This window comes from Streptomyces sp. NPDC007157, assembly GCF_040634235.1.
Classification (GTDB): Bacteria; Actinomycetota; Actinomycetes; order Streptomycetales; family Streptomycetaceae; genus Streptomyces.
The window spans coordinates 209,893-235,347 of the sequence record NZ_JBEYFE010000002.1 but is presented as its reverse complement, the minus strand read 5'-3'; the positions used below and the strand labels follow the sequence as shown (position 1 = coordinate 235,347).

Here is a 25,455-nt window from a genome sequence, read left to right as displayed (position 1 = left end):
CCGCTATGCACCCCCGTCGGCAAGATCGTCCGGCCGCTCTTCCGGCGGAACCACCTGCTTCTCCTCCGCGAAGTGACACGCCGAATCATGGGCGGCCGGCCCCGGCACCAGCCGGAACACGGCGGGCACCGCGAGCATCGGCACCTCCACCGCGCAGCGCTCCTGCGCCTTCCAGCACCGCGTGCGGAACCGGCACCCCGACGGAACGTTCGTCGGCGACGGGACGTCCCCGCTCAGGATGATCCGCTCCCGGTGTTCCCGGGCGTCCGGATCCGGCACCGGCACCGCGGAGAGCAGGGCCTGGGTGTAGGGGTGGGTCGGGTGCTCGTAGATCTCCTCGTCCTTGCCGATCTCCACGATCCGTCCGAGGTACATCACCCCGACCCGGTCCGAGATGTGCCGGACGATCGACAGGTCGTGGGCGATGAAGACGTACGACAGGTCGAAGTCGTTCTGGAGCCGGTCGAGCAGGTTGATCACCTGGGCCTGGACGGAGACGTCCAGCGCGGACACCGGCTCGTCCGCGACGATCACCTCGGGGCGCAGGGCCAACCCCCGCGCGATGCCGATGCGCTGCCGCTGGCCGCCGGAGAACTGGTGCGGATAGCGGTTGATGTACTCGGGGTTGAGACCGACGACGTCCAGCAGCTCCTGGACCCGCCGGCGCCGGTCGCCCTTGGGGGCCACCTCGGGGTGGATCTCGTACGGCTCCCCGATGATGTCGCCCACGGTCATCCGGGGGTTGAGCGAGGTGTACGGGTCCTGGAAGACCATCTGGATGTTGCGGCGGACGGCCTTCAGCGCCCGCCCGCTCAACCCGGTGATGTCCTCGCCCTTGTACTTGATCGACCCGGCCGTGGGCCGTTCGAGATTGACGAGCATCTTGGCGACTGTCGACTTGCCGCAGCCGGACTCCCCGACGATGCCGAGGGTCTCTCCTTTCCTGAGCACGAAGTCGACACCGTCGACGGCCTTGACGGCACCGATCTGTTTCTTGATCAAGATGCCCTGCGTCAAGGGGTAGTACTTGACCAGTCCAGTCACTTCCAGGATCGGCTCAACCGTCGCGTCAACCATTGAGGCACTCCCTCCAGAAGTGACAGGCGCTGCCCCGGTGTTGATCCACCTCGTACAGCGGTGGCTCGTCGGTGCGGCACACGTCCTGGGCCATGGGGCAGCGCGGGTTGAAGGCGCAGCCCGGAGGGATGTGCATGAGGTTGGGCGGCAGGCCCTTGATGGCGTAGAGCTCCTGGCCCTTCTGGTCCAGGCGCGGGATGGAGTCGAGGAGCCCGCGCGTGTACGGATGCGCCGGCGCCTTGTAGATGTCGTGCACCGGCGCGGACTCGACGATCCGCCCCGCGTACATCACGGCGATCCGGTCGGCGACGTCCGCGACCACGCCCAGGTCGTGGGTGATCAGGATCAGCCCCATGCGGTACTCGCGCTGCAGCTCCGCGAGCAGGTCCATGACCTGGGCCTGGACGGTGACGTCCAGCGCCGTGGTCGGCTCGTCCGCGATGATGAGCGCGGGTTCCAGGGCCAGCGCCATGGCGATCATGATGCGCTGGCGCATGCCCCCGGAGAACTGGTGCGGATAGTCCCGCACCCGCTGGGCGGCGCCCGGGATCCGCACCCGGTCCATCAACTCGACCGCCTTGGCCCGCGCGTCCTTCCTGGACATCCCCCGGTGCACGACGAACATCTCGCCGAGTTGGTCGCCCACGCTCAGCACCGGGTTCAGCGCCGACAGCGCGTCCTGGAAGATCATGGCCATCTCGGCGCCCCGGATCTTCCGCCGCTCCTCTTCCTTGAGTTTCAGCAGATCCCGCCCCCGGAAGAGGATCTCGCCCCCGCCGATCCGCCCCGGCGGCGTGTCCAGGATCCCCATCACCGCCTGGGCCGTGACCGACTTCCCGGACCCGGACTCCCCCAGCACGGCCAGCGTCTCCCCCGCGTCGACGGCGTAGGAGACCCCGTTGACCGCCTTCGCGATTCCGTCCCGGGTCCGGAACTCCACGTGCAGGTCGCGCACTTCGAGCAGCACGGGGGCGCTCACCTCAGCTTCGGGTCGAGGGCGTCGCGCACCGCGTCGCCGAGCATGATGAAGGCCAGGACGGTGAGCGCGAGGGCCCCGGAGGGCCACAGCAGCGCGTGCGGGGCGTTGCGGATGTAGGGCGAGGCCGCGGAGATGTCGATGCCCCAGGAGACGCTGGGCGGCTTCAGGCCGACGCCGAGATAGGACAGGGTCGCCTCCAGCGCGATGTAGGTGCCGAGCGCGATGGTGGCCACGACGATCACGGGCGCCACCGCGTTGGGCGCGATGTGCCGCAGCAGGATCCGGGAGTTGGAGGCGCCGAGCGCGCGGGCGGCCTGGACGTAGTCGTTCTGTTTGGCGGTGATCACCGAGCCGCGGGCGATCCGGGAGATCTGGGGCCAGCCGAGCAGCACCATGAACCCGATGACCGGCCAGACCGTATTGCTGGTCACCACGGAGAGGAGGACGAGACCGCCGAGGACGACCGGGATCGCGAAGAAGACGTCGGTGATCCGGGAGAGCACCGAGTCCCAGAACCCGCCGAAGAACCCGGCGAGCCCGCCGAGGACCGACCCGAGCAGCGCGACCCCGAGCGTGGCGCAGACGCCCACCGTGACGGACGTACGGGCCCCGTAGACGGTCCGTGTGTAGACGTTGCAGCCCTGTCCGTCGTACCCGAAGGGCGCGCCCGGCTGGGAGCCCTCCTGGGCCTTGGCGAGGTCGCACTTGAGGGGGGAGCCGGAGGCGATCAGGGACGGCCACAGGGAGATGACGACGAGGAAGAGGATGACGAGGCCGGCGACGATGAAGACCGGGTTGCGGCGCAGGTCCCGCCAGGCGTCCGACCAGAGGGAGCGGGGTTTCTCCGTCGGGCCGGTGCCGAGCGGCCCTCCCGGAGTCCGCTCCAGCGTCTCCGCCTCGCTCGCCGCCAGGTCCATCGCCCCGCCCATGCCCGTCCCCGCGATGGCCCGGTCCTGCTCGAACGGCTGCTCAGGCATAGCGGATCCTCGGGTCGAGTACGGCGTAGAGCAGGTCCACCAGCAGGTTGGCCACCAGGAACACCAGGACCAGCACCGTCACGAACCCCACGACCGTCTGGGTGTTCTGCCGCAGGATCCCCTGGTAGAGCTGGTAGCCCACGCCGTGGATGTTGAAGATCCGCTCGGTGACGATCGCGCCGCCCATCAGGGCGCCGATGTCGGTGCCGATGAAGGTGACGACCGGGATGAGGGAGTTGCGCAGCAGGTGCCGGGTGATGACCCGGTGCCGGGGCAGCCCCTTGGCGACGGCCGTCCGGACGTAGTCGCTCCGCCTGTTCTCGGCGATGGAGGTGCGGGTCAGCCGGGTGACGTAGGCGAGCGAGACGGAGGCGAGGACGAGCCCCGGCACGATCAGCTCGCCGAAGGTGGCGTCCGGGGAGACGGAGGGCTTGATCCAGCCCCACTCCACGCCGAGCAGCAGCTGGAGCAACAGGCCGGTGACGAACGTCGGTACGGAGATGACGACCAGGGTCGCCAGCAGCACCCCGGTGTCGACGGGCCGCCCACGCCGCAGACCGGTCAGGACGCCGAGGGTGATGCCGATGACGACCTCGAGGACGATGGCCACGATCGTCAGCCGGACGGTGACGGGGAACGCGGTGGACATCAGCTCGGTGACCGGCTGCCCGTTGAAGGCCGTACCGAAGTCGCCGGTGAAGACCTTCCGCATATAGGTGAGGTATTGCCACCACACCGACCTGTCGAGTCCGAACTCCTTCTTCAGCTGGGCGGCGGTCGCCGGATCGCAGGCCCGCTCTCCGCACAGCCCGGCGATCGGGTCGCCCATGACGTTGACCATCAGGAAGATCAGCAGCGTGGCCCCGAGGAACACCGGGATCATCTGGAGCAGCCGCCGGACGACATAGCGCCCCATGCCGCGTCAGCTGACCTTGATCTCGTTGTACACGGGGACGCTGAACGGATTGAGGGCCACGTTCGAGAGCCGCTCGGAGTAACCGGCGCTGCCGTTCTGGTACCAGAGCGGAATGGCGGCCATGTTGTCGCGGACGACTTCCTCGGCCTTCTGGAAGGTGGAGACGGCCTTGGCGGTGTCGGTCTCGGCGTTGGCCTGGTCGACGAGTTTGTCGAAGTCCTTGTTGGACCACTTGCCGTCGTTGGAGGAGGCGTTGGTGTAGTAGAGCGGCTGGAGGAAGTTCTGGATGAGCGGGTAGTCCATCTGCCAGCCCGCGCGGAACGGGCCGGTCATCTTGTGCTGGCCGATCTGGTTGCGGAAGTCGGCGAAGGTGCCCACCGGATTCCCGACGCACGCCTTGTCGTTGCCGAGCGCGTTGTTGATGGAGTTGCACACGGCGTCCACCCACATCCTGTGCGAGCCGGTGTCGGCGTTGTACGTGATCTTGAGCTGTCCGCCGGGCAGCCCCCCGCCCTCCTGGATGAGCTTCTTGGCCTGTGCCGGGTCGTAGTCACAGGCACTCCCGCACAGCCCCTCCTTGAAGCCGCCCGCCGTGCCGAGCACCGGCGAGGTCCAGTCGGTGGCCGGGGTGCGGGTGTCCTGGAAGATGGTGTCGGTGATCTGCTTCCGGTTGATGGCCATGGAAAGGCCGGTGCGGACCTTCTCCGATCCGCTCTTGTTCCAGGCGCTGTCGTAGTAGGGAAAGGCGAGCGTCTGGATGATGCCGGCCGGGGTGTTGATGTAACGGTCACCGAGATCGTTCTTGACGTTCTTCAGCTGCGAGGCGGGAACGTCGTCGACGAGGTCGAGGTTGCCGGCGATGAGATCGGTGTAGGCGGTGTCGCTGTCCGTGTAGACCTTGAGCGTCACTCCACCGTTCTGCGCCTTGTCGGCACCGGGGTAGCCGTCCCACTTCTTCAGGGACATCTGCGATCCCTTGGTGTACGACTCGATGGCGTACGGCCCGTCGCCGACCGGCTGCTTCAGCCAACCGGCGTGATCGGTGAAGAAGGACCGGGGCAGCGGGGCGAAGGCCGCGTAGCCGAGGGTGTCCGGGAAACTGGAGAACTTCTGGTTCAGCTTCACCGTGAAGGTCTGGTCGTCGACGACCTTCAGACCGGACAGCGCCTCGGCGCTCTGGCTGCCGCTGTCGGGGTGGACCTTGTCGTATCCCTCGATGTACCCGAAGAAGTAGGCGTTCTTCTGGTTGTTCTTGAGGCTCGCCCCGTAGTTCCAGGCGTCGACGAAGGAGCGGGCGGTCACCTTGTCGCCGTTGGAGAAGGTCCAGCCCTTCTTGACGGTGATCGTGTAGTTCTGCGAGTCGCTCGTGTCGATCTTCTGGGCGAGCATGTCCTGGGCCTTGCCGGTCTTCGGGTCGTACTTCTTCAGACCCCGGAAGATCATGTCGAGGACCTTGCCGCCCTGGACCTCGTTGGTGTTGGCGGGCTCCAGCGGGTTCTGCGGATCGCTCCAGGAGGAGCTGAGCACGCCGCTCTCGCCGCCGCCCCCGCCGCTGCCGCCGCCGCCCCCGCAGGCCGTGGCGGCGAGCGCCGTCACGGCCGCGCAGGCCGCCCATCGGGCGTGCGTGGCTGAACGCATGGCGTGCCTCCTCCATGAAGGGTCATCCGCGAAAGGTGCGCTACCGGTCAATATCGACTCAATCGGTCGATATCGCTCACCCACTGCACCGAACGGCGGCCTCCAGGAGCCCCATGACGACCTTTAGGGGGACACGTCACCCGATTGCAGACGGCCCCTCGAGAGCCACTTGAGGATCTTGGGGCAGCAACGCAATGGATCTACGCGTAACGATGCCGAAACGTTGGATTGCGACCCGTCGATGTACGTATTTCGGCACACTCGCGTCCGCATATCGAACTCCTTGCCCGTTTGGCCCGATTAGTCCGAACTAAAGCACGGGGTGATTACGAGGTGCTACCCGCGTAGCTACGGAATGGTCAAGGCCAGGCAAAGAAGGTAAAGAGAAACTCAAGCCGCCCGAGAATTTATTGACCTTGAATGAATTGCGTTGAAAAAGTCCGGCGTAGCCCGTAGGGGAGTGCCCTGCGGAGTCATCAGACCCTCCCTTGGGCCAGGAGCACCATGACCCCCCCATCTCCATCCGCGGCTGCCCCGCTCGAGGTGACCGACGAGACCGCGAAGAAGTCGACGACTTCGGACGGCTCGAAGGGCAGCGAGAGCAGGTCGCCGGGCCGTCTGGCCTGGAAGCGTTTCAGGCGCGACCGGACGGGCGTTATATCCGCTTACGTCGTGATCTTTTTCTTCGTGATCGGCATAGCCGCGCCGCTGATCGCGAAGCTGTACGGGAAGGACCCGTACACCACCTACACCACCCAGCACCCCGAGCTCCTCAACGCCTTCTCGTACCCCGCAGGGCCGAACGGCGGCATGAGCTCGGAGTACTGGTTCGGCATCGAACCCCAGCTCGGCCGGGACGTCTTCACGTTCCTGCTGTACGCCATCCGCAACTCCCTCGGCATCGCGACCGCCGCCGCCCTGCTCACCACGGTCCTCGGCGTCGTGATCGGTGTCACGGCGGGCTACCTGGGCGGCAAGACGGACTACCTGGTCAGCCGGATCATCGACATCCTGCTGTCGTTCCCGTCCACGCTCTTCTTCATCGCGTTCATGCCGGTGGTCTTCGGCTTCTTCGTCGCCCCCGACGAGAACATCCCGACCTGGCTCCGCGCCACCGCGCTGATCCTCGTGCTGTCCGCCTTCGGCTGGGCGTCCATCGCCCGACTACTGCGCGGACAGGTACTCGGCCTGCGCGAACGGGAGTTCGTCGAGGCGGCCAAGGTCACGGGTGCGTCACCGATGCGTGTCGTGTTCAAGGAACTGCTGCCCAACCTCTGGACTCCGATCATCATCCAGTCCACCCTGCTGCTGCCGGCCTTCGTGACCGCGGAGGCGGGCCTCGCCTTCCTCGGCGTAGGCATGATCGACCCGACCCCCGACTGGGGCGTGATGATCGGCCGAGGCGCGCAGTTCTACACCGAGGACATCACCTTCATGCTCTTCCCGGGCATCTCCATGGTGGTCTTCGTCCTCGCCTTCAACCTGCTCGGTGACTCGGTGCGCGACGCGCTCGACCCGAAGTCCAAGCGGTAGCCACCCCCTGCACCACCCGGCCCGGTTCGATGACGTCCGGCTGGTTCCGACCATCCGAATTGACCCCTATAGGCAGGCTCAGCATGTCTTTTTCTCGCAGAAACTTCCTGATCGCCACCGGTGTGGCTGCGGCCTCCACGACCGTGCTGAGCGCTTGCAGCAGCGGTGACGACAGCAAGGGCTCGTCCAAGGTCCCGTCGGTCTCCACCGCGAAGACCATGAACATCCCGGTCGGCACCAAGGCGGACTCCACGGGCCCGGCGCCCGAGGTCGCGGGCGCGGTCAAGGGCGGCACGGTCTACTCGCTCGACCAGTTCGACATGGACCACCTGGACCCGGCGCAGATCTACGTCTCCACCGAGGGCGCCATCACCCGCCCGATCCTGCGTGGTCTGACCGGCTACAAGGTCGACGACAAGGGCGGCGCCACGCTCGTCGGCGACGTCGCGACCGACGCCGGCACCATGAAGGACGGCGGCAAGACCTGGTCGTTCACGATCAAGGACGGCATCAAGTGGGAGGACGGCACCGAGCTGTCCATGGACGACGTCCGCCACACCTTCGAGCGCCTCTTCGCCTCCTTCGTGACCGAGGGCCCCCGCTACGTCCAGCAGTGGCTGGTCGGCGGCGACAAGTACAAGGGCCCCTACGACGGCAAGAAGCTCTCCTCGATCGAGATCTCCGGCAAGACGATCACGTTCACGCTCACCGAGGCCCGCACCGACTTCAACTACACGCTCGGCATGCCGGGTTACGGCCTCGTCAACAAGAAGAAGGACACCAAGGAGAAGTACGACAAGCGTCCGTACTCCCTCGGTCCCTACAAGATCGACAGCCGCAGCATCGGCAAGTCGATGACCTACGTGCGCAACGAGCACTGGGACGCCGCCACGGACTCGATCCGCAACGCGTACCCGGACAAGTACATCTTCCAGTTCGGCTTCCAGCCGGTCGCCTCCACGGACCGCTACATCGCGGACAAGGGCAACGACCAGTACGCGATGTCGATCTTCAACGAGGTCGCCGCCGAGCGCACCGCGCAGGTCCTCACCAACGCCAAGCTGAAGCAGCGCGTCCTCACCCAGGTCGACACGGTCACCTACTACTGGCCGATCAACATGACCCGGGTCAAGGACGTGAAGGTCCGCCAGGCGATCAACTGGGCGTGGCCGCACCAGCAGCTGCAGACCATCCGCGGTGGCGCCTCCACCAGCGAGCTGGCCAGCACCATCCTGAGCCCGGTGACCCCCGGCTACAAGAAGTTCGACCTGTACGGCGTGACCACGAAGCCCGGTGGCGACCCGGTCAAGGCCAAGGCGCTGCTGAAGGAGGCCGGCAAGGTCGGCCAGAAGCTGGTCATCGCCTACCAGCAGTCGGACAACGCGGTGAAGCAGGCCGTGGCCATCAAGAACGCCCTTGAGGCGGCCGGCTTCCAGGTCGTCAACCAGCAGGTCGACAAGACGACCTTCTACACCCAGATCGGCAAGATCGACAACGGCTACGACCTGTTCGCGGCCGGCTGGAGCCCGGACTGGCCGAACGGCTACTCGGTCTTCTACCCCTGCTGGAGCGGCAAGAACATCGGCGACGGCCGCAGCAACTACGCCCAGCTGAACGACCCGAGCGTGAACAAGGCGATCGACGCGGCCGCCAAGATCGCCGACGTCGAAGAGGCCAACAAGGCCTGGGGCGCCATCGACAAGCAGATCATGGAGCTCGCGGCGGTCGTCCCGGACTACCACTCCATCCGTAACTGGATGTACGGATCCAAGATCGGCAACGTCGTCTACGACGCCGGCAACACCTGCGTCGCGCTCTGCAAGCTGTACGTCAAGAAGTAAGCGCACAGACCCTCGGGGGGCGGCCGCGACCTGGCCGCCCCCCTACGGCCCACCCCTCACCCCGGCGACGGCGCCCCGTCCGGAAAGTCACGCCCCATGTTCCGCTTCCTTGTCCGCCGAGTCTTCGGCGCGATGGTCATCCTGTTGATCATCAGCGCCGTCACCTTCTGGCTCTTCTACGCCATTCCGCGTGACCCCGCCACGTTGTCCTGCGGCAAGAACTGCACGCCCGACATGCTCGCGCAGGTCCGGCACAACCTGGGCATCGACCACCCGGTTCCGGTCCAGTACTGGTACTGGCTCAAGGGCATCTTCGTCGGACGCAGCTACGGCGACTTCGGCAACTGCAGCGCGCCCTGCCTCGGGTACTCGTTCGCGAACCGCGAGCCCGTCCTCGGCACGATCCTGGACCGGCTTCCGCTGACCCTGTCGCTCGCCTTCGGCTCGGCCGTCGTCTTCCTCATCTTCGGCATCGGCGCCGGCATGCTCGCCGCCGTCAAGCAGGGCAAGTGGCAGGACAAGGTCGCCAGCTCGGCGTCGCTGGTCGCCTCCTCGATGCAGATCTACTTCGTCGGCTACATCGCGATGTACTTCTTCGTCGCGAAGCTCGGCATCCTGGACAACCCGTCGTACACCCCCCTCACCCAGAACCCGATCGAGTGGGCCTCCGGCCTGCTGCTGCCGTGGCTGGTGCTGGCCCTCATCTGGACCGCGAACTACACCCGTATGACGCGCTCGCAGCTGGTCGAGACGCTCAGCGAGGACTACGTACGCACGGCTCGGGCCAAGGGTCTGTCCCGGCGCAACGTCTTCTTCCGGTTCGCCTGGCGTGGCGCCATGGGGCCGATCGTCACGATCTTCGGCATCGACCTCGCCACCCTCATCGGCGGCGCGATCATCACCGAGACCGTCTTCAGCCTCCAGGGCGTGGGCCAGCTCGCGCTGAAGTCCGTGGACCAGAGCGATCTGCCCATGGTGCTCGGCGTGACCCTGCTGTCCGCCGGCGCGATCGTGATCTTCAACATCGTCGTCGACGCCGTCTACGCCCTCATCGACCCGCGGATCCGGCTCGCCTGACCTCCGCCCCACCCCCGACCTCTCGCATCACCCCCCAGGAGCGTCACCGTGACGAGCACCGATCAGCAGCCGTTCCTCTCCGTCAAGGACCTCAAAGTCCACTTCTCCACCGAGGACGGCATCGTCAAGGCCGTCGACGGGCTCAGCTTCGACCTCGTCAAGGGCCAGACACTCGGCATCGTGGGCGAGTCGGGCTCCGGCAAGTCCGTCACCAACCTGACGATCCTGGGTCTGCACGACGCTGCCCGCACCCAGATCGACGGCGAGATCCTGCTCGACGGCAAGGAGCTGCTCACGGCTTCCGAGCGGGAGCTGGAGAAGCTGCGCGGCAACAAGATGGCGATGATCTTCCAGGACGCGCTGGCCTCGCTGTCGCCGTACCACACGATCGGCGCTCAGATCTCGGAGGTGTACCGCAAGCACACCGGCGCCTCCAAGAAGGAGTCCCGGGCGCGGGCGATCGAGATGCTCAGGCGGGTCGGGATCCCCCAGCCGGACGTGCGGGTGGACGACTACCCGCACCAGTTCTCCGGCGGTATGCGCCAGCGCGCGATGATCGCCATGGCCCTGGTCTGCGACCCGGAACTGCTGGTCGCCGACGAGCCCACCACCGCGCTCGACGTGACCGTCCAGGCCCAGATCATGGACCTCCTCAAGGACCTCCAGCAGGAGTTCGGCACGGCGATCATCTTCATCACCCACGACCTCGGTGTCATCGCGGACATCGCGGACGACGTGCTGGTGATGTACGGCGGCCGGTGTGTGGAGCGAGGCACCAAGAAGCAGGTGCTGGGCGCGCCGCAGCACCCGTACACGCTGGGCCTGCTCAACTCCATGCCGAGCCTGGACGGACCGGTCGACGTCCCGCTGTCGCCGATCCCCGGCTCGCCGCCCTCGCTGCTCAACCCGCCCACCGGCTGCCGCTTCCACCCGCGTTGCGCGTTCGCGGACAAGGTCCCGGGCAACAAGTGCTCCACCGAGAGCCCGCTGCTCCAGCTGACCGAGGGCCGCGGCTCTGCCTGCCACCTGGAGCTGAGCCGGCGTGACGATCTCTTCGCCGACTACGCGGCGACCAGCCACAACTGACGGACAAGACGGGACTTCACGATCATGAGCAACACGAACCCCCTCCTGGACGTCTCCGGGCTGACCAAACACTTCCCGATCAAGGGCGGCTTCCCGATCAAGCGGACGGTCGGCGCGGTGCAGGCCGTCGACGGCCTGGACTTCCAGGTCGCCGAGGGCGAGGCGCTGGGCCTGGTCGGCGAGTCGGGCTGTGGCAAGTCGACCACCGGTCGGCTGATCACCCGCCTGCTGGAGCCGACGGGCGGCAAGATCTCCTACCGCGGGCAGGACATCACGCACGCGGGCCGCAGGCAGCTGGTGCCGATCCGGTCCGAGATCCAGATGATCTTCCAGGACCCGTACGCGTCCCTCAACCCGCGGCAGACCGTCGGCAAGATCATCGCGGGTCCGATGGAGATCAACGACATCAACCCGTCCGGCGGCCGCGAGGCCCGGGTCCGCGAGCTCCTGGAGATCGTCGGCCTCAACCCGGAGCACTTCAACCGCTTCCCGCACGAGTTCTCCGGCGGCCAGCGCCAGCGCATCGGCGTCGCCCGTGCCCTCGCGCTGGAGCCGAAGCTGATCGTGGCCGACGAGCCGGTCTCGGCCCTGGACGTCTCGATCCAGGCCCAGGTCGTGAACCTTCTCCAGAAGGTTCAGAAGGAACTCGGCATCGCGTTCGTCTTCATCGCCCACGACCTCGCGATCGTGCGGCACTTCTCGCAGCGCGTCGCGGTCATGTACCTCGGTAAGATCGTGGAGATCGCCGACCGCGAGGACCTGTACGACAACCCGCGCCACCCCTACACGCGGGCGCTGCTGTCCGCCGTGCCCGAGGCGACGGTCGACGTGGAGCCGCGCGAGCGGATCCGCCTGGTCGGTGACGTCCCGTCCCCGATCAACCCGCCGTCCGGCTGCCGCTTCCGCACCCGTTGCTGGAAGGCGACGGAGAAGTGCGCGACGGAGGCCCCGCCGCTGGTCCAGGCCGACGGCAACAAGCCCGGCCACCTGACCGCGTGCCACTACCCTGAGGTGCGGGACATGATTCCCGCCCCGCGCCTCTCCAAGGACCCTGAGGCCGCGGCCTGACACACCCCTTTCCGTCAGCCGCCGCCTGCGGAACGGACCTTCATTGGCCCATTGACCCGAGCCCTGAACGTCCGCTCCAGGGGAGCAAGGGCCCGCACCTCCCCAGGTGCGGGCCCTTCTCATGGGCGCCGCCGTCAGGAGGGCGTGGCGTCGCCCGCGCCGGTGTCGGGCAGCGACACGTCGGTCTGCGACGGGGTGTCCGGTGTCGTCGTACTGGCCGCCGGGGTCCGGGGCCGGTCCGCATCCGGCGCCCGCAGCGACCGCACTCCGGGAGACAGGAGTGCGGCGAGAGTGGCGGTGACGATCAGGACCGCGCAGATCACCAGCATCCGGTCGGTGCCGAAGGCGTCGGCGGCGGGTCCCGCCACCGCCAGGCCGAGCGGCGCGAGGGCGAGCGAGCCGAACCAGTCGTAGGAACTGACCCGGGACAGCGCCTCCTCGGGGACCTCACGCTGGATGGTGGTGGACCACAGCACGCCGAAGAAGTCCAGGCTGACGCCGGCGGCGAAGGCGCCCACGGCAACGATCCACAGCGGTGCCCCGGCCCCGAGGAGGGCCGGCGGCAGGGCAGCGGGCAGGGTGAACAGGACCGCCGCCAGGATCGGCCGGCCCACCCGGGTACGCCCCGCGATCCCGGCGCCGGCCACGGCCCCCAGGGCCTGCGCCGCCACCACCAGCGACCAGGCGCGGGCCCCGCCGAAGTGGGCACCCGCCGCCAGTGGCCCGAGGACACCGGCGTTGGCGTTCATGGCCGCGACGACCACGGAGAACTGGACGACGACCACCCACAGCCACTGGCGGGAGGCGAACTCCTGCCAGCCCTGGCGCAGATCGGCCCAGCCCGAGGTGGCCTTCCGTGGCCGACGGCTCAGCCGCAGCGGGACGGTGAGCGCCGCGCTGACGACAAAGGACAGGCTGTTGAGGGCCAGCGCCCAGCCGGCCCCGACCCATGCGACGGTCACGCCCGACAGGGCCAGCCCCAGCAGGAGCGAGGTGTTGGTACCGACCCGCAGCAGGCCGTTGGCTCGCTGGAGCACCTCGGACGGCACCAGCCGCGGGATGACCCCGTCCATCGCGGGCCCGAAGAGGGCGGACGCGATTCCCGCGGTGACGGCCAGGGCGCACAGAGCCGCGACAGGGGCATGGCCGCTGAGCACCATCGCCGCGAGTCCACCGTAGGAAAGAGCGCCCAGCACGTCCGACGCGGCCATCAGCCCGGAGCGAGAGACCCGGTCGGCGATCACACCTCCCACCAGGACCAGAGCGAGCTGCGGGACCGCCTGGCAGGCGACGACCAGCGAGAGCTCCCCCGGGGTCGCGCCGGGCAGCGAGAGCACCGCGAAAGCCAGCGCGATCCGGGCGAATCCGTTGCCCAGGACGGAGATGATCCGAGCCAGTGCCAGCCGGACGAAGCCGGCGTTGCGGAGTAAGGAAGGGGTGCGGTCAGCGACAGACATGGACGGGCACACTACGCCTTCGGCGTCTCGGACCCTTCTCTCCCCCCTGCGGTCACTCTTCGACGAACAGCTCCGCGGCGTCGGTGACGTGCATCGCCCGCTGGGCCCAGGTCTCAAGCCGGTCCAGGTCGGTGCAGGCCTGCACCCGCTCGCGCACGGCGTCACCCACAGGGATACCGCGCCACTGCAGGATGCGGAGGAAGTACTGGATCGCCGTCATCAGGTCCCTCCACATCTGCTTCGCCTGAGGATCTACCAGGCACGAGTCGACGAACTGCACGAAGACCGCGGCACCTCCCACGTCGACCCCACCATCACGCCACCCCCAACTCGCACCACACGTACTTGCCCCGGTCCCCGAACCGGCCGGACGGCTGCCAGCCCCAGCAGTCGGCGCACGCCACCACCAGCTCCAACCCCCGCCCCGCCTCATCGAGGCCCGTCACCGCCTCCAACGAACCCGGCGGCTCCGGAGGCACGGGATCCGCATCCCACACGCCGATCCACACGACGCCCTCCGGGGAACACCGGACCCTCAGTGCGGCAGGTCCCTTCGTGTGCCGTACGGCGTTGGACACCAGCTCCGCCGCCAGCAACTCCGCCGTGTCCGCCAGGCCGATGAGCCCGTGCATCGTCAGGATCAGGCGCAGGGTGCGGCGGCAGATCGTCACCGCTCTGAGGTCGTTCGGGACGGAGAGCGTGTAGTCCCAGATTTCGGGCATGCGTCATCAACTCCGGTCGAGTGAAGGGGATTTCGCGCTCGGTGGCATCGCCGCACGACGGTACGGTGCGCTTCCTCAGCGTGTGCGTTGCGTCACCGACGGTAGACGTAACTGTTAATGCGTCGCAACCCGGTCGCGTAATCTGACGCCCGAACGAGTCGACTTCCCGGACGTGTTGAGAGGACCAGTCGATGGCATTGAGGGCCGAACCGACGGCACGTCAGATGCGTCTCGCCGTCGAGCTGCGCAGGCTTCGAGACGCAGCAGGCCTCAGCGCTCGGGAGGCGGCGAAACTGCTCGGTGTGAGCCCTCCGCACATCAGCCAACTCGAATCCGGCCTGACGGGGGTGAGCGAGAACCGGCTGCGTCGCCTTGCGTCCAACTACTCCTGCTCGGACCACGAACTCGTCGAAGCTCTGGTGGCCATGGCGACCGACCGCACGCGAGGCTGGTGGGAGGAGTACCGGGAACTGCTGCCGACACCCTTCCTCGACCTTGCCGAGCTGGAATACCACTCGACGTACCGGCGGGATGTGGAGTTCCTGGTCATCCCGGGCCTGCTCCAGACGGAGGACTACGCCCGCGCCGCGTTCTCCTCCAGGATTCCCGAGCTTCCCGAAGAGGAGTTGGGGCTACGGGTGCGGCACCGCATGCGGCGCAAGGTCGTCATCGACAGGACCGACCCCCTCCCGTACGAGGCCGTCGTCCACGAAGCGGCACTTCGCATCAAAGTCGGCGATCGCGTCACTTCACGAGCTCAGCTCGCTCAGGTCCTGGAACTCTCCGAGGCCGACCACATCACCGTGCGCGTCATCACCTTCGAACTGGACGGCTTCGGCGGGGCCTGGAGCCCAATGATGCTCGCGGGAGGTGCCGTACCCAAGCTGGACACCGCTGCCCGCGACCATCCCGACGGCACCGGTCTCATCGACTCCGAGGCTCAACTGGGCGTCCTGCGAACACTCTTTCGTAGAGTAGAAGCAGCGTCTCTCGACCCCACCCGCTCCCGTGACTTCATCCACCGCCTGGCCAAGGAACTGTGAGACTCACCGTGAACGCTCTCGACACCTGGCGGAAATCGTCGTACTCCGGTGGTGGCGACGGCAACAACTGCCTGGAGATCGCCACCCGCCCCACCCACATATCCATCCGCGACTCCAAGGCCCCCACCAGAGCCACCCTCACCTTCCCCGCCGCCGCCTTCACCTCCTTCCTCGACGCTCTGAAGGGCACCGCCCCTCACCGCTCCTGAGCCACCAGCTCCACCTCGAAGCCGTCCCCGTTCTCCAGGTAGGCCGCGTAGTGCCCGGGGCCGCCGGCGTACGGATGGCGGTCGGTGAAGAGCAGGTTCCAGCCGTGTCCCGTGGCCTCCTCCGTCAGTGCGTCCACCGTCGCGCGGTCGGCCGCGTGGAACGCCAGGTGGTTCAGGCCCGGGCGCATCCGGTCGTGCCCGACGTCGCCGCCCCGCAGTGCCGGCGACTGCTCGATCACGACGTACGTCGCCCCCAGCCGCCAGCTGCGGCCCGCCGGCCAGTCCTGGTACGGCGTCCAGCCCAGCCGTTCGAGCAGCCAGCCCCAGGACTCCGCAGCCCGGTCCAGGTCCGCCACCCACAGCTCTACGTGATGAAGCATCCTCGCCCCAAAGGAAGTTGATAGAAGGTCAAGAAGACAGCCGTTCCTGACCCTTCGTTCAACATCATGTGGCAGACTGCCGCGGTGGTCGATCATTCGTTCGCGGATCTCTCGCTCGCCGCGCTGTACGACAGCCTCAACCCGTGGGGTCCGGGTGACGACTTCTACCTGGATCTCGTCATGGCCGCCGGCTCCGTGCTGGACGTCGGCTGCGGCACCGGGCGGCTGCTGCGGCAGGCCCGCGAGGCGGGGCACGAGGGACGGCTGGCGGGGCTCGACCCGGCCGCCGCGATGCTCGTGCAGGGGCGGCAGGCCGACCCGACCGTCGAGTGGATCCTCGGCGATCTCCGTACCCGGCTCTGGGACGGACCCGGCTTCGACCTCGTCGTGATGACCGGTCACGCCTTCCAGGTGCTGCTGGGCGACGAGGAGTTGCGCGTCGCGCTGAGCGCCGTACGGCGGGCCCTCTCCCCCACCGGACGCTTCGTCTTCGAGACCCGCAATCCCGGCGCCCGCGCCTGGGAGTGCTGGACCCCCGACCGCGTGCACCACGTCACCGACCCGGCGGGCCGGGAGGTCCGGGTCTGGCACGAGGTCGAGGGAGCTCCGGCCGGGGACCGGGTGACCTTCACGGAGACGTACGACGGCTCCCCCTGGCCCCGGCCCCGGGTGTGCCGCGCCACCCTGCGGTTCCTCGGCCCGGACACCCTCGCCGGCTTCCTCGCCGACGCCGGTCTTGAGGTCGTCGAACAGTACGGCGACTGGTCCCGGGGCCCGCTCACCGCCGACAGCCCCGAGATCATCACCGTGGCGGAGCCCGAGGGCTGAAGAGTCAGCCCAATGGCAGCGTCAGGTGTGACGCCTTGCCCTCCGGCGAGGTGATCGTCGTGGTGCTGCCGTCGACCGTCGCGTCCGAGTAGAGCTGGTCCTTGCTGCCCACAACCAGCATCAGGCGGTGGTCCGTTGCCACGTCGTAGCCCGCGGCCTGGAGCTTCCAGGTGACCGTCCGGTCCTGGCCGGCGGTCAGGCCGGTGAGGGTGAGCGGCTCGTGTGTGACGATGCGGGCCGTGTTGTCGGGGCTCACGTCGAACAGGTAGGCCACCAGGGTGGTGGAGTCGGCCGTACTGCGCACCGTCAGTGTCAGTTCGGGGATGCCCCGGATGCGGCGGGCCGCGGCGCCCTCGCGGCCCACCGGGAGCGGGTCGCCGGTCCAGACGGCCAGGTACTGGCGGTCGAACTTGTCCGTGGCGTAGCTCTTCGGGTTGCCGTTCCACTCGGCCTGGCCGGTGGTGATGACGGCGTCGACGGCCGTGGCCTCGGTCAGCTGACCGGCCGTGAACTCCCGCTGCCAGCCCGTCTCCGGTTCGATGCCCAGACCGCCGTCCCTGCTTGCCGACGCTGCGGCGGTCAGGTACCAGCGTTCGGTGGAGGTGGTGACATCTCCCCAGGACGGGCGGTGCTCACGGACGGCCGGCTCCGTGATGACGTTCTTACCGGTCTCCGGGTCGGTCCGGGTCCGGTAGGTGAACATGATCTGACTGGTGACCGGGGACCAGCCGGGGACGTCGTTGTCGGCCCCGAGCACATGCTGGTCCAGCCAGGCGAACGCCTCCTCGACCGGTACGTTCGGGCCGCTGAACGGGACGGTCAGACCGGCGCTCTCGGGGGCGGCGTGGTCGCCGATCCAGAGGTTGAGGTGCTTGGGTACCGTCAGCCGGTCGAAGAGCTCGATGACCTCGTTCACCGGGAACAGCGTCTCGTGCCAGGTGTTGGAGATGAACGTGGGGACGCCGCGGGCGTTGGTCTCCTCGACGTACGACGACGGAGCCCGCTCCTTGCCCCATGCCACCACGTCGTCCATGTTCCGGCCGGCCTGGAAGTCGTCCAAGAGCTGCTGGGTGGCCGCGTCGAACTTCCGCTCGACCGGGCCGCCGGTGAAGTTGACCAGGGCGGTCACCGCGGCCAGATGCCGGGTGTCGTACTGGTAGAGGCTGTCGGCCAGGTCGCCCCAGGTGCTCAGCGCCACGACCGCGTCCACGCGCTCCTCCGGATCGTGCGCGGCGACCAGCTGGCTGATGCCCGAGCCGTACGACTCACCGAGGAACGCGATCTTGCTCGGGTTGAAGTGCCGCTGGGCGTACCCGATGACGGTCGAACCGTCGGCCCAGTCCGCAGGGCCGCCCACGTCGATGGTGCCGCCGGAGGTGAACGGGCTGTCGATGTAGCCGCCGCCCGGGATCCGCAGCGTGAGGCCGATACCGCGCGGGGTGTAGGCCAGCACGTGGTATCCGCGCAGCGCCAGCTGGAGGTACGTGTACTCGAACAGGACCCAGCCGAAGGGCGTCCAACCGGCGGGGACGATCACCACCGGCCGGGGTTCCGTGGTCCTCAGCCTGATCGTGTGCGCCGACAGACGTACGCCGTCGTCCGCGGTGATCCAGGGGAAACCGACGGTGGCCGCCTGCCGCACCCGTTCGGTCAGCTGCTGGAGGTCGGCGGTCAGCAGCGTCCTTTCGGCCGTACCGCTCAGGGTGGCCACCAGGGCCTCGGCGAGGTGGGCGGCGGCCGGGTCGATCGAGGTGGGCGACGTGTAGACGCCTCGGTCGGCGATCTCGGCTAACTGTGCCGCGGTGACCGCACCGATGGTGTCGTCGTCCTGCGGGTTGCTCACGGAGCGCTTCCTCTCTGCGCCGCCGACCGGGAGGGATGGGACGGTCGGCGTGTGCCGTACGCCGGGAACCCGACGCCCCATAGGCCTTTCCATCCCCGCGACGGCATCCACAAGCGTGCGGAAGCGCGGCTACCGCTTAGGCGTGAACCGGGCGCTCACCGGGCGAACGCCCACGCCGGTCGCCCAACGGTGCAACCCTGACGGCAGCCCCTACTCGCCCCCCTCCACCCTGTCCTCCAGCGCCGCCAGCGCCGGGTCCAGGATGATGTCCTCCTCCCTCGCCTCCGTCGTCGGCTCCTCGGGGAAGTGGCAGGCCGTCAGGTGGCCCTCCCGGTTGCCCGAGATCTGGACCAGCGGCGGTTCCTCCGTCGCGCACTTGTCCTGGGCCTTCCAGCAGCGGGTGCGGAAGCGGCAGCCGGACGGCGGGGAGATCGGGGAGGGGACGTCGCCGGCCAGGCGGATCCGCTCGCGGCCGACCGCGTCCTCCTCGCCCGAGAGGTTCACCTCGGGCACCGCCGAGAGCAGGGCGTGGGTGTAGGGGTGGCGGGGCCGGTTGTAGATGGCGTCCCGGTCACCGACCTCGATGATCTTGCCGAGGTACATCACCGCGACCCGCTGGGAGAAGTGCCGTACCACCGCCAGGTCGTGGGCGATGAAGAGGAAGGCGATGCCCAGTTCCCGCTGGACCTGCTGGAGGAGGTTCACCACCTGGGCCTGGATGGAGACGTCCAGGGCGGAGACCGGCTCGTCGGCGACGATCAGCTTCGGTTCCAGGGCGAGGGCGCGGGCGACGCCGATGCGCTGGCGCTGGCCGCCGGAGAACTCGTGCGGGAAGCGGTTGAAGTGCTCGGGGTTGAGGCCGACGATCTCCAGCAGCTCCCGTACGCGCTTCTCCCGGCCGCCCTCCGGCTGCACGCCGTTGATCTCCATGGGACCCGAGATGATCTTGCCGACGGTCTGGCGCGGGTTCAGCGACGAGTAGGGGTCCTGGAAGATCATCTGGATCTCGGAGCGGATCGGCGCCAGCTGTTTGCGCGACGCGTGGCCGATCTCCTTGCCTCGGTACGAGATCGAGCCGCTCGTCGGCTCCAGCAGGCGGGTGATCAGCCGGCCGGTGGTCGACTTGCCGCAGCCCGACTCGCCCACCAGGCCGAAGCTCTCCCCCACTCGCACGGTCAGGTCGATGCCGTCCACGGCCTGGACGTGCCCGACCGTCCGCCGGATCGGAAAGCCGCCCTTGACCGGGAAGTACTTGGTCAGCCCGGAGACCTCCAGCAGCGGTTCTCCGACGGCGGCCTCGCGCTGGGCCGGAAGGATCGTGTCCTGGGTCATGGCGTGTCGTCTCCTAGCCCAATCGGGGCTTGATCTCTTCGATGAAGATGGTTCGCTTCTGGTCCGCCGTGAGGTGGCAGGCCGAGGCGCGGTCGGTGGCGAGCAGCGGGCGTTCGGTGACGCACCGGGCGCCGCCGACCCGGTCCTGGAAGGTGCAGCGCGGGTGGAAGCGGCAGCCGGTCGGGGGGTTCAGCAGCGAGGGCGGAGCGCCGGGGATCGGGCTCAGCGGGGTGTCGAGGTCGGAGTCCAGGCGGGGCATGGAGTTCAGCAGGCCCCAGGTGTACGGGTGCTGGGGTGCGCGCAGGACCTCGTCCACCGTGCCGCGCTCCACCGCGCTGCCCGCGTACATCACCATGATGTCGTCGGCCATGTCGGCGATCACCCCCAGGTCGTGGGTGATGAAGATGATGCCCGATCCGAACTCCTGTTGCAGGTCCTTGAGGAGGTCCAAAATCTGGGCCTGGACCGTGACGTCCAGGGCCGTGGTCGGTTCGTCGGCGATCAGCAGGTCGGGGTCGCAGACCAGGGCCATCGCGATCATCGCGCGCTGGCGCATACCGCCGGAGAACTGGTGCGGGTAGTCCTTGGCCCGCGCCGCGGGGTTGGGGATGCCCACCTTGGCGAGCATCTCCACGGCCCGCTCCCAGGCCGCCTTCTTCGAGGCGCCCTTGTGCTTCATGAACGGCTCGGCGATCTGGCGGCCGACCGTGTAGTACGGCGACAGCGCGGTGAGCGGGTCCTGGAAGATCATGGCGACCTTGTTGCCGCGCAGCTTCTCCATCTCGGATTCCCTGGCGGTGGTCAACTCCTTGCCGTCCAGGAGGATCTCGCCCTCGACGGTGGTGAACTGCGGGTTGTGCAGGCCGAGGACGGTGAGGTTGGTGACGGACTTGCCGGAGCCCGACTCGCCGACGATGCCGAGGGTCCGGCCGCGCTGCACGTCGAACGACAGCCCGTCCACGGCCCGCACGACACCGTCCTCGGTGCGGAAGCTGACGTACAGGTCCCGCACGGAGAGGAAGGCGCCCGCGTCGGCCGGGGCGGGGGCGCCGGCGTCCTTGGTCAAAGTGGTCACGACGGTTCTCCTCTTACCCGGCTAGGCCAGCCGGATGCGCGGGTCGATGAACGCGTACGCCGCGTCGACGACGATGTTGAACAGCAGGATCATGGCGGCCGAGAACAGCATCACGCCCAGCAGCAGCGGAAGATCGCTGAAGAACACGGACTGCACGGCGAGTTGGCCGAGCCCCGGCAGACCGAACGTGTACTCGGTGATGATGGCGCCGCCGAGCAGCGAGCCGAGGTCGATGCCGAAGATGGTGACGATCGGGATCAGCGAGCCGCGCCAGGCGTAGCGGAAGAAGACGTACTGCCGGGACATGCCCTTCGCGCGGGCCGTGCGGACGTGCTCCTCCTGCAACTGTTCGATCATCGCCGAGCGCGCCATACGGGTGTACTGCGCGGCGAAGATCGTGGACAGCACCACCCAGGGGATGATCAGTCCGGTGAACCAGGTGACCGGGTTGTCCTCGAAGTTGTTGTAGGCCGGTTTGTCGAACCAGTGGGTCTGGTAGACGAGGACGGCGAGCGCGAGCGGACCGAGGAAGTAGATCTGCATCGAACTGAGCACCATCGCCCCGGCGGTGGCGGTCTTGTCGACGAGGGTGCCGCGCTTCCAGGCGGCCGCGAGGCCGGTGCCGAGACCGATGATCAGGAAGCAGACCGCACCGCCCAGGGTGAGCGAGACCGTGGTGGGCAGCCGGTCCATGAGCGTCGGCCAGACCGGGTCGTTGGTGTGGTACGAGTACCCGAAGCACGGAGCGGGGCAGGGGCCCTGGTCGAACTGGTTGCTGCCCAGTACCAGGTTGTGCAGGAAGATTCCGTACTGCTCGGGGATCGACTTGTCGAGGCCGAGCACATGGTGGATGTTCGCGAGCGACGTGGGGTTGCACGTCTTGCCGCACATCAGCAGGGCCGGGTCCCGGGGCATCCCGAAGAACAGCAGGAACGTGACGATGCTCAGCAGGAAGAGGATGACGATCGCACCGAGGGACCGGCGGACGAGGAAACGCAGCATGACAGGGGCAGCTCTCTCGCGTCGGCGGGCCGGACGGTACCCGGTACGCCGTCACCCGCGCGGGGCGGACGGACGTACCGGGTACCGGACCGACGGCGGCGGTTACTTGATGTACAGGCGACGCGGGTCGATGCCGCCGATCACGTTGTCGTAGACGAGCCCGCCGACCTTGGAGCCGGCGATCTGGACCTGCTTGTAGTAGGCGGTCGGGACGGCGTTGACGACGTCCGTGAGCAGGTACTTGTCGATCTTCTCCCAGGCCGCGGCGGACTTGACCGGGTCGGTGATCCCGTTGGCGGCGTCGATGTCACCGTCGACCTTGGGGTCGTTGACGTGCGAGTAGTTCGGCGAACCGTCGGCGATCGCCCGGCCGTCGTACAGCGGCGGGATCACGGTCGAGGCGGACGGCCAGTCGGCGCCCCACGCGGTGTGGTAGATGTCGTAGTTGTTGTCGACCTTGCCGATCTGGTCGTAGTACGTCTCGGCCGGGATCTCCTGGCGCTGGACGTCGAAGCCGGCCTTCTTCAGGCCCGCCGCCATGGCGGTCGAGTACTGCTGGCCCTCAGGGGTGTTGATGTAGCCGAAGGTCAGCTTCATGCCGACCTTGCCGGCCTCCTGGAGGAGCTTCTTGGCCTTGTCCGGGTCACCGGCCGGCTTCGCCTTCTTGCCGAACGGGTCGAACTTGGAGTCGTAGCCGGTGACGGTCGGGGAGATCAGACCGCCGGCCACCTCCATGGCGTCGTTGCCGCCGTAGGCGCGGATGAACGGCGTGATGGGCAGCGCGTACGCGATGGCCTGACGGATCTTCTTGTCCTTGATGTGGTTCATGTTGATGTTCATCTGACCCACGTACGGCTGGTAGCCGGCGACCGTACGGGCCTTGAGGGTCGAGTCGCTGAGGACCTTGGACAGGTTGCCCGCGTCGACCTGGTTGTTGAAGCTGACGCCGGTCTGGTCGGCGCCGCTGTCCGCGAGGAGGGCCTTGGTGGACGTCTCGAACTGCTGGTTGAAGGTGAAGTCGAACTCGTCCACGTACTGGCTGCGGATCGGGTCGGTCTTCGGGTCCCAGTTGGTGTTCTTGACCAGGACCATCGACTTGCCGGACTTGAACGACTGGATCTTGTACGGGCCGCTCGTGACCGGGTTCTTGTCGTACTTCGCCTGGGTGTCACCCTTCTTGGACACCACCGCGTAGCCCGCCATGGCGAGCGCGTAGGGGAGGTCCGGGTGGGCCGTCTTGAAGTGGAAGACGATGGTCTTGGCGTCGGGCGTCTCCAGGATGCTGTCCGGCAGGTGCTTGCCCTTGTAGGGGCCGTCCGGCAGCAGCTTGCGGTAGTCGGCGCCCGTGGTGTCGGCCAGCCACTGCTGGAGGTAGGTCGGGCCCTGGTTGATGAAGGACGCGAAGAGCCGCTCGTAGGTCTGCCGGAAGTCCGCCGAGGTGATGGGCGTGCCGTCGGCGAACTTGATGCCGTCCTTGAGGGTGTACTTCCAGGTCTTGCCGCCGTCGGTGGTGGTGCCGGAGTCGGTGGCGAGGTCGCCGACGACCTCGTGACCCACACCCTTGTCGTCGGTCGCCTTGTAGCCGGTCAGGCCTCTGTGGATCAGCGTCGCGAGGGAGCCCTCGTCGGAGACGTAGATCTGGGCCGGGTCGAGGTGGGCGTAGCTGTCACGCTGGAGCACCTCCATCTTGCCGCCGCTCTTGGCACCGGGCACCGCCTTCGCGGGGCCCTGGGAGTCGGCCGCGTCACCGAACTTGATGGCCGCCTGCTGCGCCTTGGCGTTGTCCTGGTCCTTCTTGCTGTTGTCGCTCGCATCGCTGCCCCCCTTGCTGCAACCGGTGAGCACGAGAGCTCCGGCCGCGAGCACTGAGACCGCCGTGTATGCGTGGCGTCCGCCCCTACTCATCACTGAATTTCCACCTATCTCCGTGTCACCGGTGCACAAAGGGAATTGCCGTGCGGTATCCGGGCGAGGACGCCCACGAACGATCGGTCAGCGCGCCGTCTTGGGATCGAAGGCGTCACGGACCGAGTCCCCGAGCAGGTTGAAGGCCACGATGAAGATGATCATCGAGACGCCGGGGAAGAACATGTAGGTGATGTCGTTCTGCAGTACGAGCTCGGTGGAGGCCTTGGCGAACATCTGACCCCAGTCCGGGGTCGGTTCGACGATGCCCACCCCGAGGTAGGACAGGCCCGCCTCCGCGGTCACGAACCCCGGCAGCATGTACGTCGACTGGACGAGGATCGGGGTGACGACGTTCGGCAGCATCTCCCTGCGGATGATCCGCCAGGGCGAGGCCCCGCTGACCTTGGCCGCCTCGATGAACTCCCGTTCCCGTAGCGCGAGCGAGGTGCCGCGCAGGATGCGGCCGAGGCCCATCCAGCCGAGGAACCACTGCACCAGGATCAGCGCGACCACCCGTACATAGGTGGGCGTCTCGTCGCGCGGGTTCACGAAGAGGGAGACCACCACCGGCATGCTGGCGATGAAGAACAGCTGGGCCGGGAAGGCGAGGAGGAAGTCGATGACCCGCCCGATCCAGTAGTCCGTCTTCCCCCCGAGATAGCCGGCCGCGATGCCCAGCAGGATGCCGGTCAGCACCGTCGCGAGCGTCACCGCCACCGAGATCATCAGCGAGGTCCGGATGCCGTAGATCAGCTTGGTGAACACGTCGTAGCCGTTGCCCGGTTCGAGACCGAACCAGAAGTCGCTGCTGATGCCGCCGTTGGGCTGCACCGGCACGCCCGCGCTGTCGAAGAGTTCGGGACGCTCGTCCGCGTAGACGGTGTACGGATTCTTGCCGTACAGCATCGAGATCAGCGGGGCGAGCAGGGCGATCAGGAAGAAGAAGCCCACGATGTAGGCCGAGATGACGCCGGTGCGGTCGCGCTTGAAGCGCATCCACATCAGCTGGCCGGGGGACCGGCCCTCAAGTTGCTTCGTCTCGGTCTTCGTGTCGGGTTGTGGTCCGCCGTCGATGACGGCCGACCTTCCGCCACCCTCTATGTCCGTAGGACTGGTCACAGTTCGTCCAATTCACAGGTCTGGGTGTGCCGAACCGGCGACCGGCATGGGGGAGCGCGGCCGCGGGGGGCAGGATCTGAAGGCGTGTCAGGGCATCCCGGGGCATGCGGGAAACCCACAGCCGGACGCGCGTAGGCGAACGACGGCGCTACGCGGCCGGCCGGTTCCTCAGAACCAGCCGCCGGACGAACAAGGGCATTCGGGAACGGACGACGATGGAACCCACCTGGTGCCTGTGACACTGCACATGGGACCCCTCCTCATGACTTCACGTGTTCACCAACCGGAGAGGGCTTCCGTCTTCCCTCCGACACCCCTGACGGAGGGTCAGACGCCCCCTGGTGC

Annotated in this window: 22 protein-coding genes and 1 pseudogene; 8 read left to right on the top strand and 15 right to left on the bottom strand. The window is 67.7% G+C overall.

Going from position 1 to position 25,455, the window contains the following annotated elements; all coding sequences use genetic code 11:
- Window positions 1-3 precede the first annotated feature (3 nt).
- The 5 genes from ABZ642_RS03980 to ABZ642_RS03960 are packed head-to-tail and all read right to left on the bottom strand — an operon-like array spanning window position 4 to window position 5,587.
- The gene (locus ABZ642_RS03980; protein WP_360476664.1) at window positions 4-1,077 is read right to left on the bottom strand and encodes a dipeptide ABC transporter ATP-binding protein; all 1,074 of its coding nucleotides are present in this window, start codon (window positions 1,075-1,077) and stop codon (window positions 4-6) included.
- A complete protein-coding gene (locus ABZ642_RS03975; protein ID WP_360477587.1) occupies window positions 1,070-2,044 on the bottom strand; it encodes an ABC transporter ATP-binding protein in 975 nt (324 codons plus the stop codon). Before ABZ642_RS03975 ends, ABZ642_RS03980 begins: the two co-directional genes overlap by 8 nt.
- Window positions 2,045-2,052: 8 nt before the next feature.
- Window positions 2,053-3,033 carry an ABC transporter permease gene (locus tag ABZ642_RS03970; RefSeq protein ID WP_360476661.1) on the bottom strand — a complete coding sequence of 327 codons (981 nt, stop codon included), beginning with the start codon at window positions 3,031-3,033 and terminating at the stop codon, window positions 2,053-2,055.
- Window positions 3,026-3,949, bottom strand: coding sequence for an ABC transporter permease (locus ABZ642_RS03965; RefSeq protein WP_360476658.1), 924 nt, complete (start codon window positions 3,947-3,949; stop codon window positions 3,026-3,028). Before ABZ642_RS03965 ends, ABZ642_RS03970 begins: the two co-directional genes overlap by 8 nt.
- Before the next feature lie 6 nt (window positions 3,950-3,955).
- Complete coding sequence (locus ABZ642_RS03960; protein ID WP_360476655.1) at window positions 3,956-5,587, bottom strand: ABC transporter substrate-binding protein; 1,632 nt, start codon at window positions 5,585-5,587, stop codon at window positions 3,956-3,958.
- Between the two features lie 543 nt (window positions 5,588-6,130).
- Here ABZ642_RS03960 and ABZ642_RS03955 point away from each other — a divergent pair.
- The 5 genes from ABZ642_RS03955 (at window position 6,131) to ABZ642_RS03935 (ending at window position 12,192) form a co-directional block, all read left to right on the top strand.
- Window positions 6,131-7,120: an ABC transporter permease gene (locus ABZ642_RS03955; protein WP_360476652.1), complete on the top strand. Its 990-nt coding sequence runs from the start codon at window positions 6,131-6,133 to the stop codon at window positions 7,118-7,120.
- A gap of 83 nt (window positions 7,121-7,203) precedes the next feature.
- Complete coding sequence (locus ABZ642_RS03950) at window positions 7,204-8,961, top strand: ABC transporter substrate-binding protein (protein ID WP_360476649.1); 1,758 nt, start codon at window positions 7,204-7,206, stop codon at window positions 8,959-8,961.
- A 96-nt stretch (window positions 8,962-9,057) separates the two neighbouring features.
- Window positions 9,058-10,038: an ABC transporter permease gene (locus ABZ642_RS03945; protein WP_360476647.1), complete on the top strand. Its 981-nt coding sequence runs from the start codon at window positions 9,058-9,060 to the stop codon at window positions 10,036-10,038.
- Window positions 10,039-10,086: 48 nt separating this feature from the next.
- Window positions 10,087-11,124 (top strand): ABC transporter ATP-binding protein, encoded by a 1,038-nt coding sequence (locus ABZ642_RS03940; RefSeq protein WP_360476644.1) that lies wholly within the window; start codon window positions 10,087-10,089, stop codon window positions 11,122-11,124.
- A gap of 24 nt (window positions 11,125-11,148) precedes the next feature.
- On the top strand, window positions 11,149-12,192 hold the full coding sequence (locus tag ABZ642_RS03935) for a dipeptide ABC transporter ATP-binding protein (RefSeq protein ID WP_360476641.1): 1,044 nt from the start codon (window positions 11,149-11,151) through the stop codon (window positions 12,190-12,192).
- A gap of 134 nt (window positions 12,193-12,326) precedes the next feature.
- On the opposite strand, the gene ABZ642_RS03930 is transcribed toward ABZ642_RS03935, so the two are convergent.
- The 3 genes and pseudogenes from ABZ642_RS03930 to ABZ642_RS03920 form a co-directional block, all read right to left on the bottom strand.
- Complete coding sequence (locus tag ABZ642_RS03930) at window positions 12,327-13,649, bottom strand: MFS transporter (protein WP_360476638.1); 1,323 nt, start codon at window positions 13,647-13,649, stop codon at window positions 12,327-12,329.
- A 52-nt stretch (window positions 13,650-13,701) separates the two neighbouring features.
- A pseudogene (locus tag ABZ642_RS03925) lies at window positions 13,702-13,941 on the bottom strand (hypothetical protein); the annotation flags it as partial.
- A 22-nt stretch (window positions 13,942-13,963) separates the two neighbouring features.
- Complete coding sequence (locus tag ABZ642_RS03920) at window positions 13,964-14,371, bottom strand: ATP-binding protein (RefSeq protein WP_360476635.1); 408 nt, start codon at window positions 14,369-14,371, stop codon at window positions 13,964-13,966.
- A gap of 191 nt (window positions 14,372-14,562) precedes the next feature.
- On the opposite strand from ABZ642_RS03920, the gene ABZ642_RS03915 reads away from it, so the two are divergent.
- Together ABZ642_RS03915 and ABZ642_RS03910 are read left to right on the top strand one after the other, a co-directional pair.
- On the top strand, window positions 14,563-15,414 hold the full coding sequence (locus ABZ642_RS03915) for a helix-turn-helix transcriptional regulator (RefSeq protein WP_360476632.1): 852 nt from the start codon (window positions 14,563-14,565) through the stop codon (window positions 15,412-15,414).
- An 8-nt stretch (window positions 15,415-15,422) separates the two neighbouring features.
- Window positions 15,423-15,623, top strand: coding sequence for a DUF397 domain-containing protein (locus ABZ642_RS03910; RefSeq protein ID WP_360477584.1), 201 nt, complete (start codon window positions 15,423-15,425; stop codon window positions 15,621-15,623).
- On the opposite strand, the gene ABZ642_RS03905 is transcribed toward ABZ642_RS03910, so the two are convergent.
- The gene (locus tag ABZ642_RS03905; RefSeq protein ID WP_360476629.1) at window positions 15,611-16,003 is read right to left on the bottom strand and encodes a VOC family protein; all 393 of its coding nucleotides are present in this window, start codon (window positions 16,001-16,003) and stop codon (window positions 15,611-15,613) included. The two genes, ABZ642_RS03910 and ABZ642_RS03905, sit on opposite strands and share 13 nt — an antisense overlap.
- Window positions 16,004-16,069: 66 nt before the next feature.
- Here ABZ642_RS03905 and ABZ642_RS03900 point away from each other — a divergent pair, with 66 nt between their 5' ends.
- A complete protein-coding gene (locus tag ABZ642_RS03900) occupies window positions 16,070-16,831 on the top strand; it encodes a class I SAM-dependent methyltransferase (protein WP_360476626.1) in 762 nt (253 codons plus the stop codon).
- 4 nt (window positions 16,832-16,835) lie between these two features.
- Here the strand turns inward: ABZ642_RS03900 and ABZ642_RS03895 are convergent, their stop codons facing one another.
- From ABZ642_RS03895 to ABZ642_RS03870, 6 genes are all read right to left on the bottom strand, one after another.
- On the bottom strand, window positions 16,836-18,674 hold the full coding sequence (locus tag ABZ642_RS03895) for an alpha/beta fold hydrolase (protein ID WP_360476623.1): 1,839 nt from the start codon (window positions 18,672-18,674) through the stop codon (window positions 16,836-16,838).
- Between the two features lie 210 nt (window positions 18,675-18,884).
- Window positions 18,885-20,006, bottom strand: coding sequence for an oligopeptide/dipeptide ABC transporter ATP-binding protein (locus tag ABZ642_RS03890; RefSeq protein ID WP_360476620.1), 1,122 nt, complete (start codon window positions 20,004-20,006; stop codon window positions 18,885-18,887).
- A 13-nt stretch (window positions 20,007-20,019) separates the two neighbouring features.
- Complete coding sequence (locus ABZ642_RS03885; RefSeq protein WP_360476617.1) at window positions 20,020-21,081, bottom strand: ABC transporter ATP-binding protein; 1,062 nt, start codon at window positions 21,079-21,081, stop codon at window positions 20,020-20,022.
- 21 nt (window positions 21,082-21,102) lie between these two features.
- Entirely contained in the window at window positions 21,103-22,083 is a 981-nt protein-coding gene (locus ABZ642_RS03880) for an ABC transporter permease (protein ID WP_360476614.1), read from the bottom strand.
- 102 nt (window positions 22,084-22,185) lie between these two features.
- Window positions 22,186-23,988, bottom strand: coding sequence for an ABC transporter substrate-binding protein (locus tag ABZ642_RS03875; RefSeq protein WP_360476611.1), 1,803 nt, complete (start codon window positions 23,986-23,988; stop codon window positions 22,186-22,188).
- A gap of 87 nt (window positions 23,989-24,075) precedes the next feature.
- Entirely contained in the window at window positions 24,076-25,110 is a 1,035-nt protein-coding gene (locus ABZ642_RS03870; RefSeq protein WP_360476608.1) for an ABC transporter permease, read from the bottom strand.
- Window positions 25,111-25,455 lie beyond the last annotated feature (345 nt).

Coding starts and splice junctions, on each gene's coding strand:
- ABZ642_RS03980 (WP_360476664.1), bottom strand. CDS start 1,077: ATGGTTGACGCGACGGTTGAGCCGATCCTGGAAGTGACTGGACTGGTC.
- ABZ642_RS03970 (WP_360476661.1), bottom strand. CDS start 3,033: ATGCCTGAGCAGCCGTTCGAGCAGGACCGGGCCATCGCGGGGACGGGC.
- ABZ642_RS03965 (WP_360476658.1), bottom strand. CDS start 3,949: ATGGGGCGCTATGTCGTCCGGCGGCTGCTCCAGATGATCCCGGTGTTC.
- ABZ642_RS03960 (WP_360476655.1), bottom strand. CDS start 5,587: ATGCGTTCAGCCACGCACGCCCGATGGGCGGCCTGCGCGGCCGTGACG.
- ABZ642_RS03950 (WP_360476649.1), top strand. CDS start 7,204: ATGTCTTTTTCTCGCAGAAACTTCCTGATCGCCACCGGTGTGGCTGCG.
- ABZ642_RS03945 (WP_360476647.1), top strand. CDS start 9,058: ATGTTCCGCTTCCTTGTCCGCCGAGTCTTCGGCGCGATGGTCATCCTG.
- ABZ642_RS03935 (WP_360476641.1), top strand. CDS start 11,149: ATGAGCAACACGAACCCCCTCCTGGACGTCTCCGGGCTGACCAAACAC.
- ABZ642_RS03930 (WP_360476638.1), bottom strand. CDS start 13,649: ATGTCTGTCGCTGACCGCACCCCTTCCTTACTCCGCAACGCCGGCTTC.
- ABZ642_RS03920 (WP_360476635.1), bottom strand. CDS start 14,371: ATGCCCGAAATCTGGGACTACACGCTCTCCGTCCCGAACGACCTCAGA.
- ABZ642_RS03915 (WP_360476632.1), top strand. CDS start 14,563: ATGGCATTGAGGGCCGAACCGACGGCACGTCAGATGCGTCTCGCCGTC.
- ABZ642_RS03905 (WP_360476629.1), bottom strand. CDS start 16,003: ATGCTTCATCACGTAGAGCTGTGGGTGGCGGACCTGGACCGGGCTGCG.
- ABZ642_RS03900 (WP_360476626.1), top strand. CDS start 16,070: ATGTGGCAGACTGCCGCGGTGGTCGATCATTCGTTCGCGGATCTCTCG.
- ABZ642_RS03890 (WP_360476620.1), bottom strand. CDS start 20,006: ATGACCCAGGACACGATCCTTCCGGCCCAGCGCGAGGCCGCCGTCGGA.
- ABZ642_RS03880 (WP_360476614.1), bottom strand. CDS start 22,083: ATGCTGCGTTTCCTCGTCCGCCGGTCCCTCGGTGCGATCGTCATCCTC.
- ABZ642_RS03875 (WP_360476611.1), bottom strand. CDS start 23,988: ATGAGTAGGGGCGGACGCCACGCATACACGGCGGTCTCAGTGCTCGCG.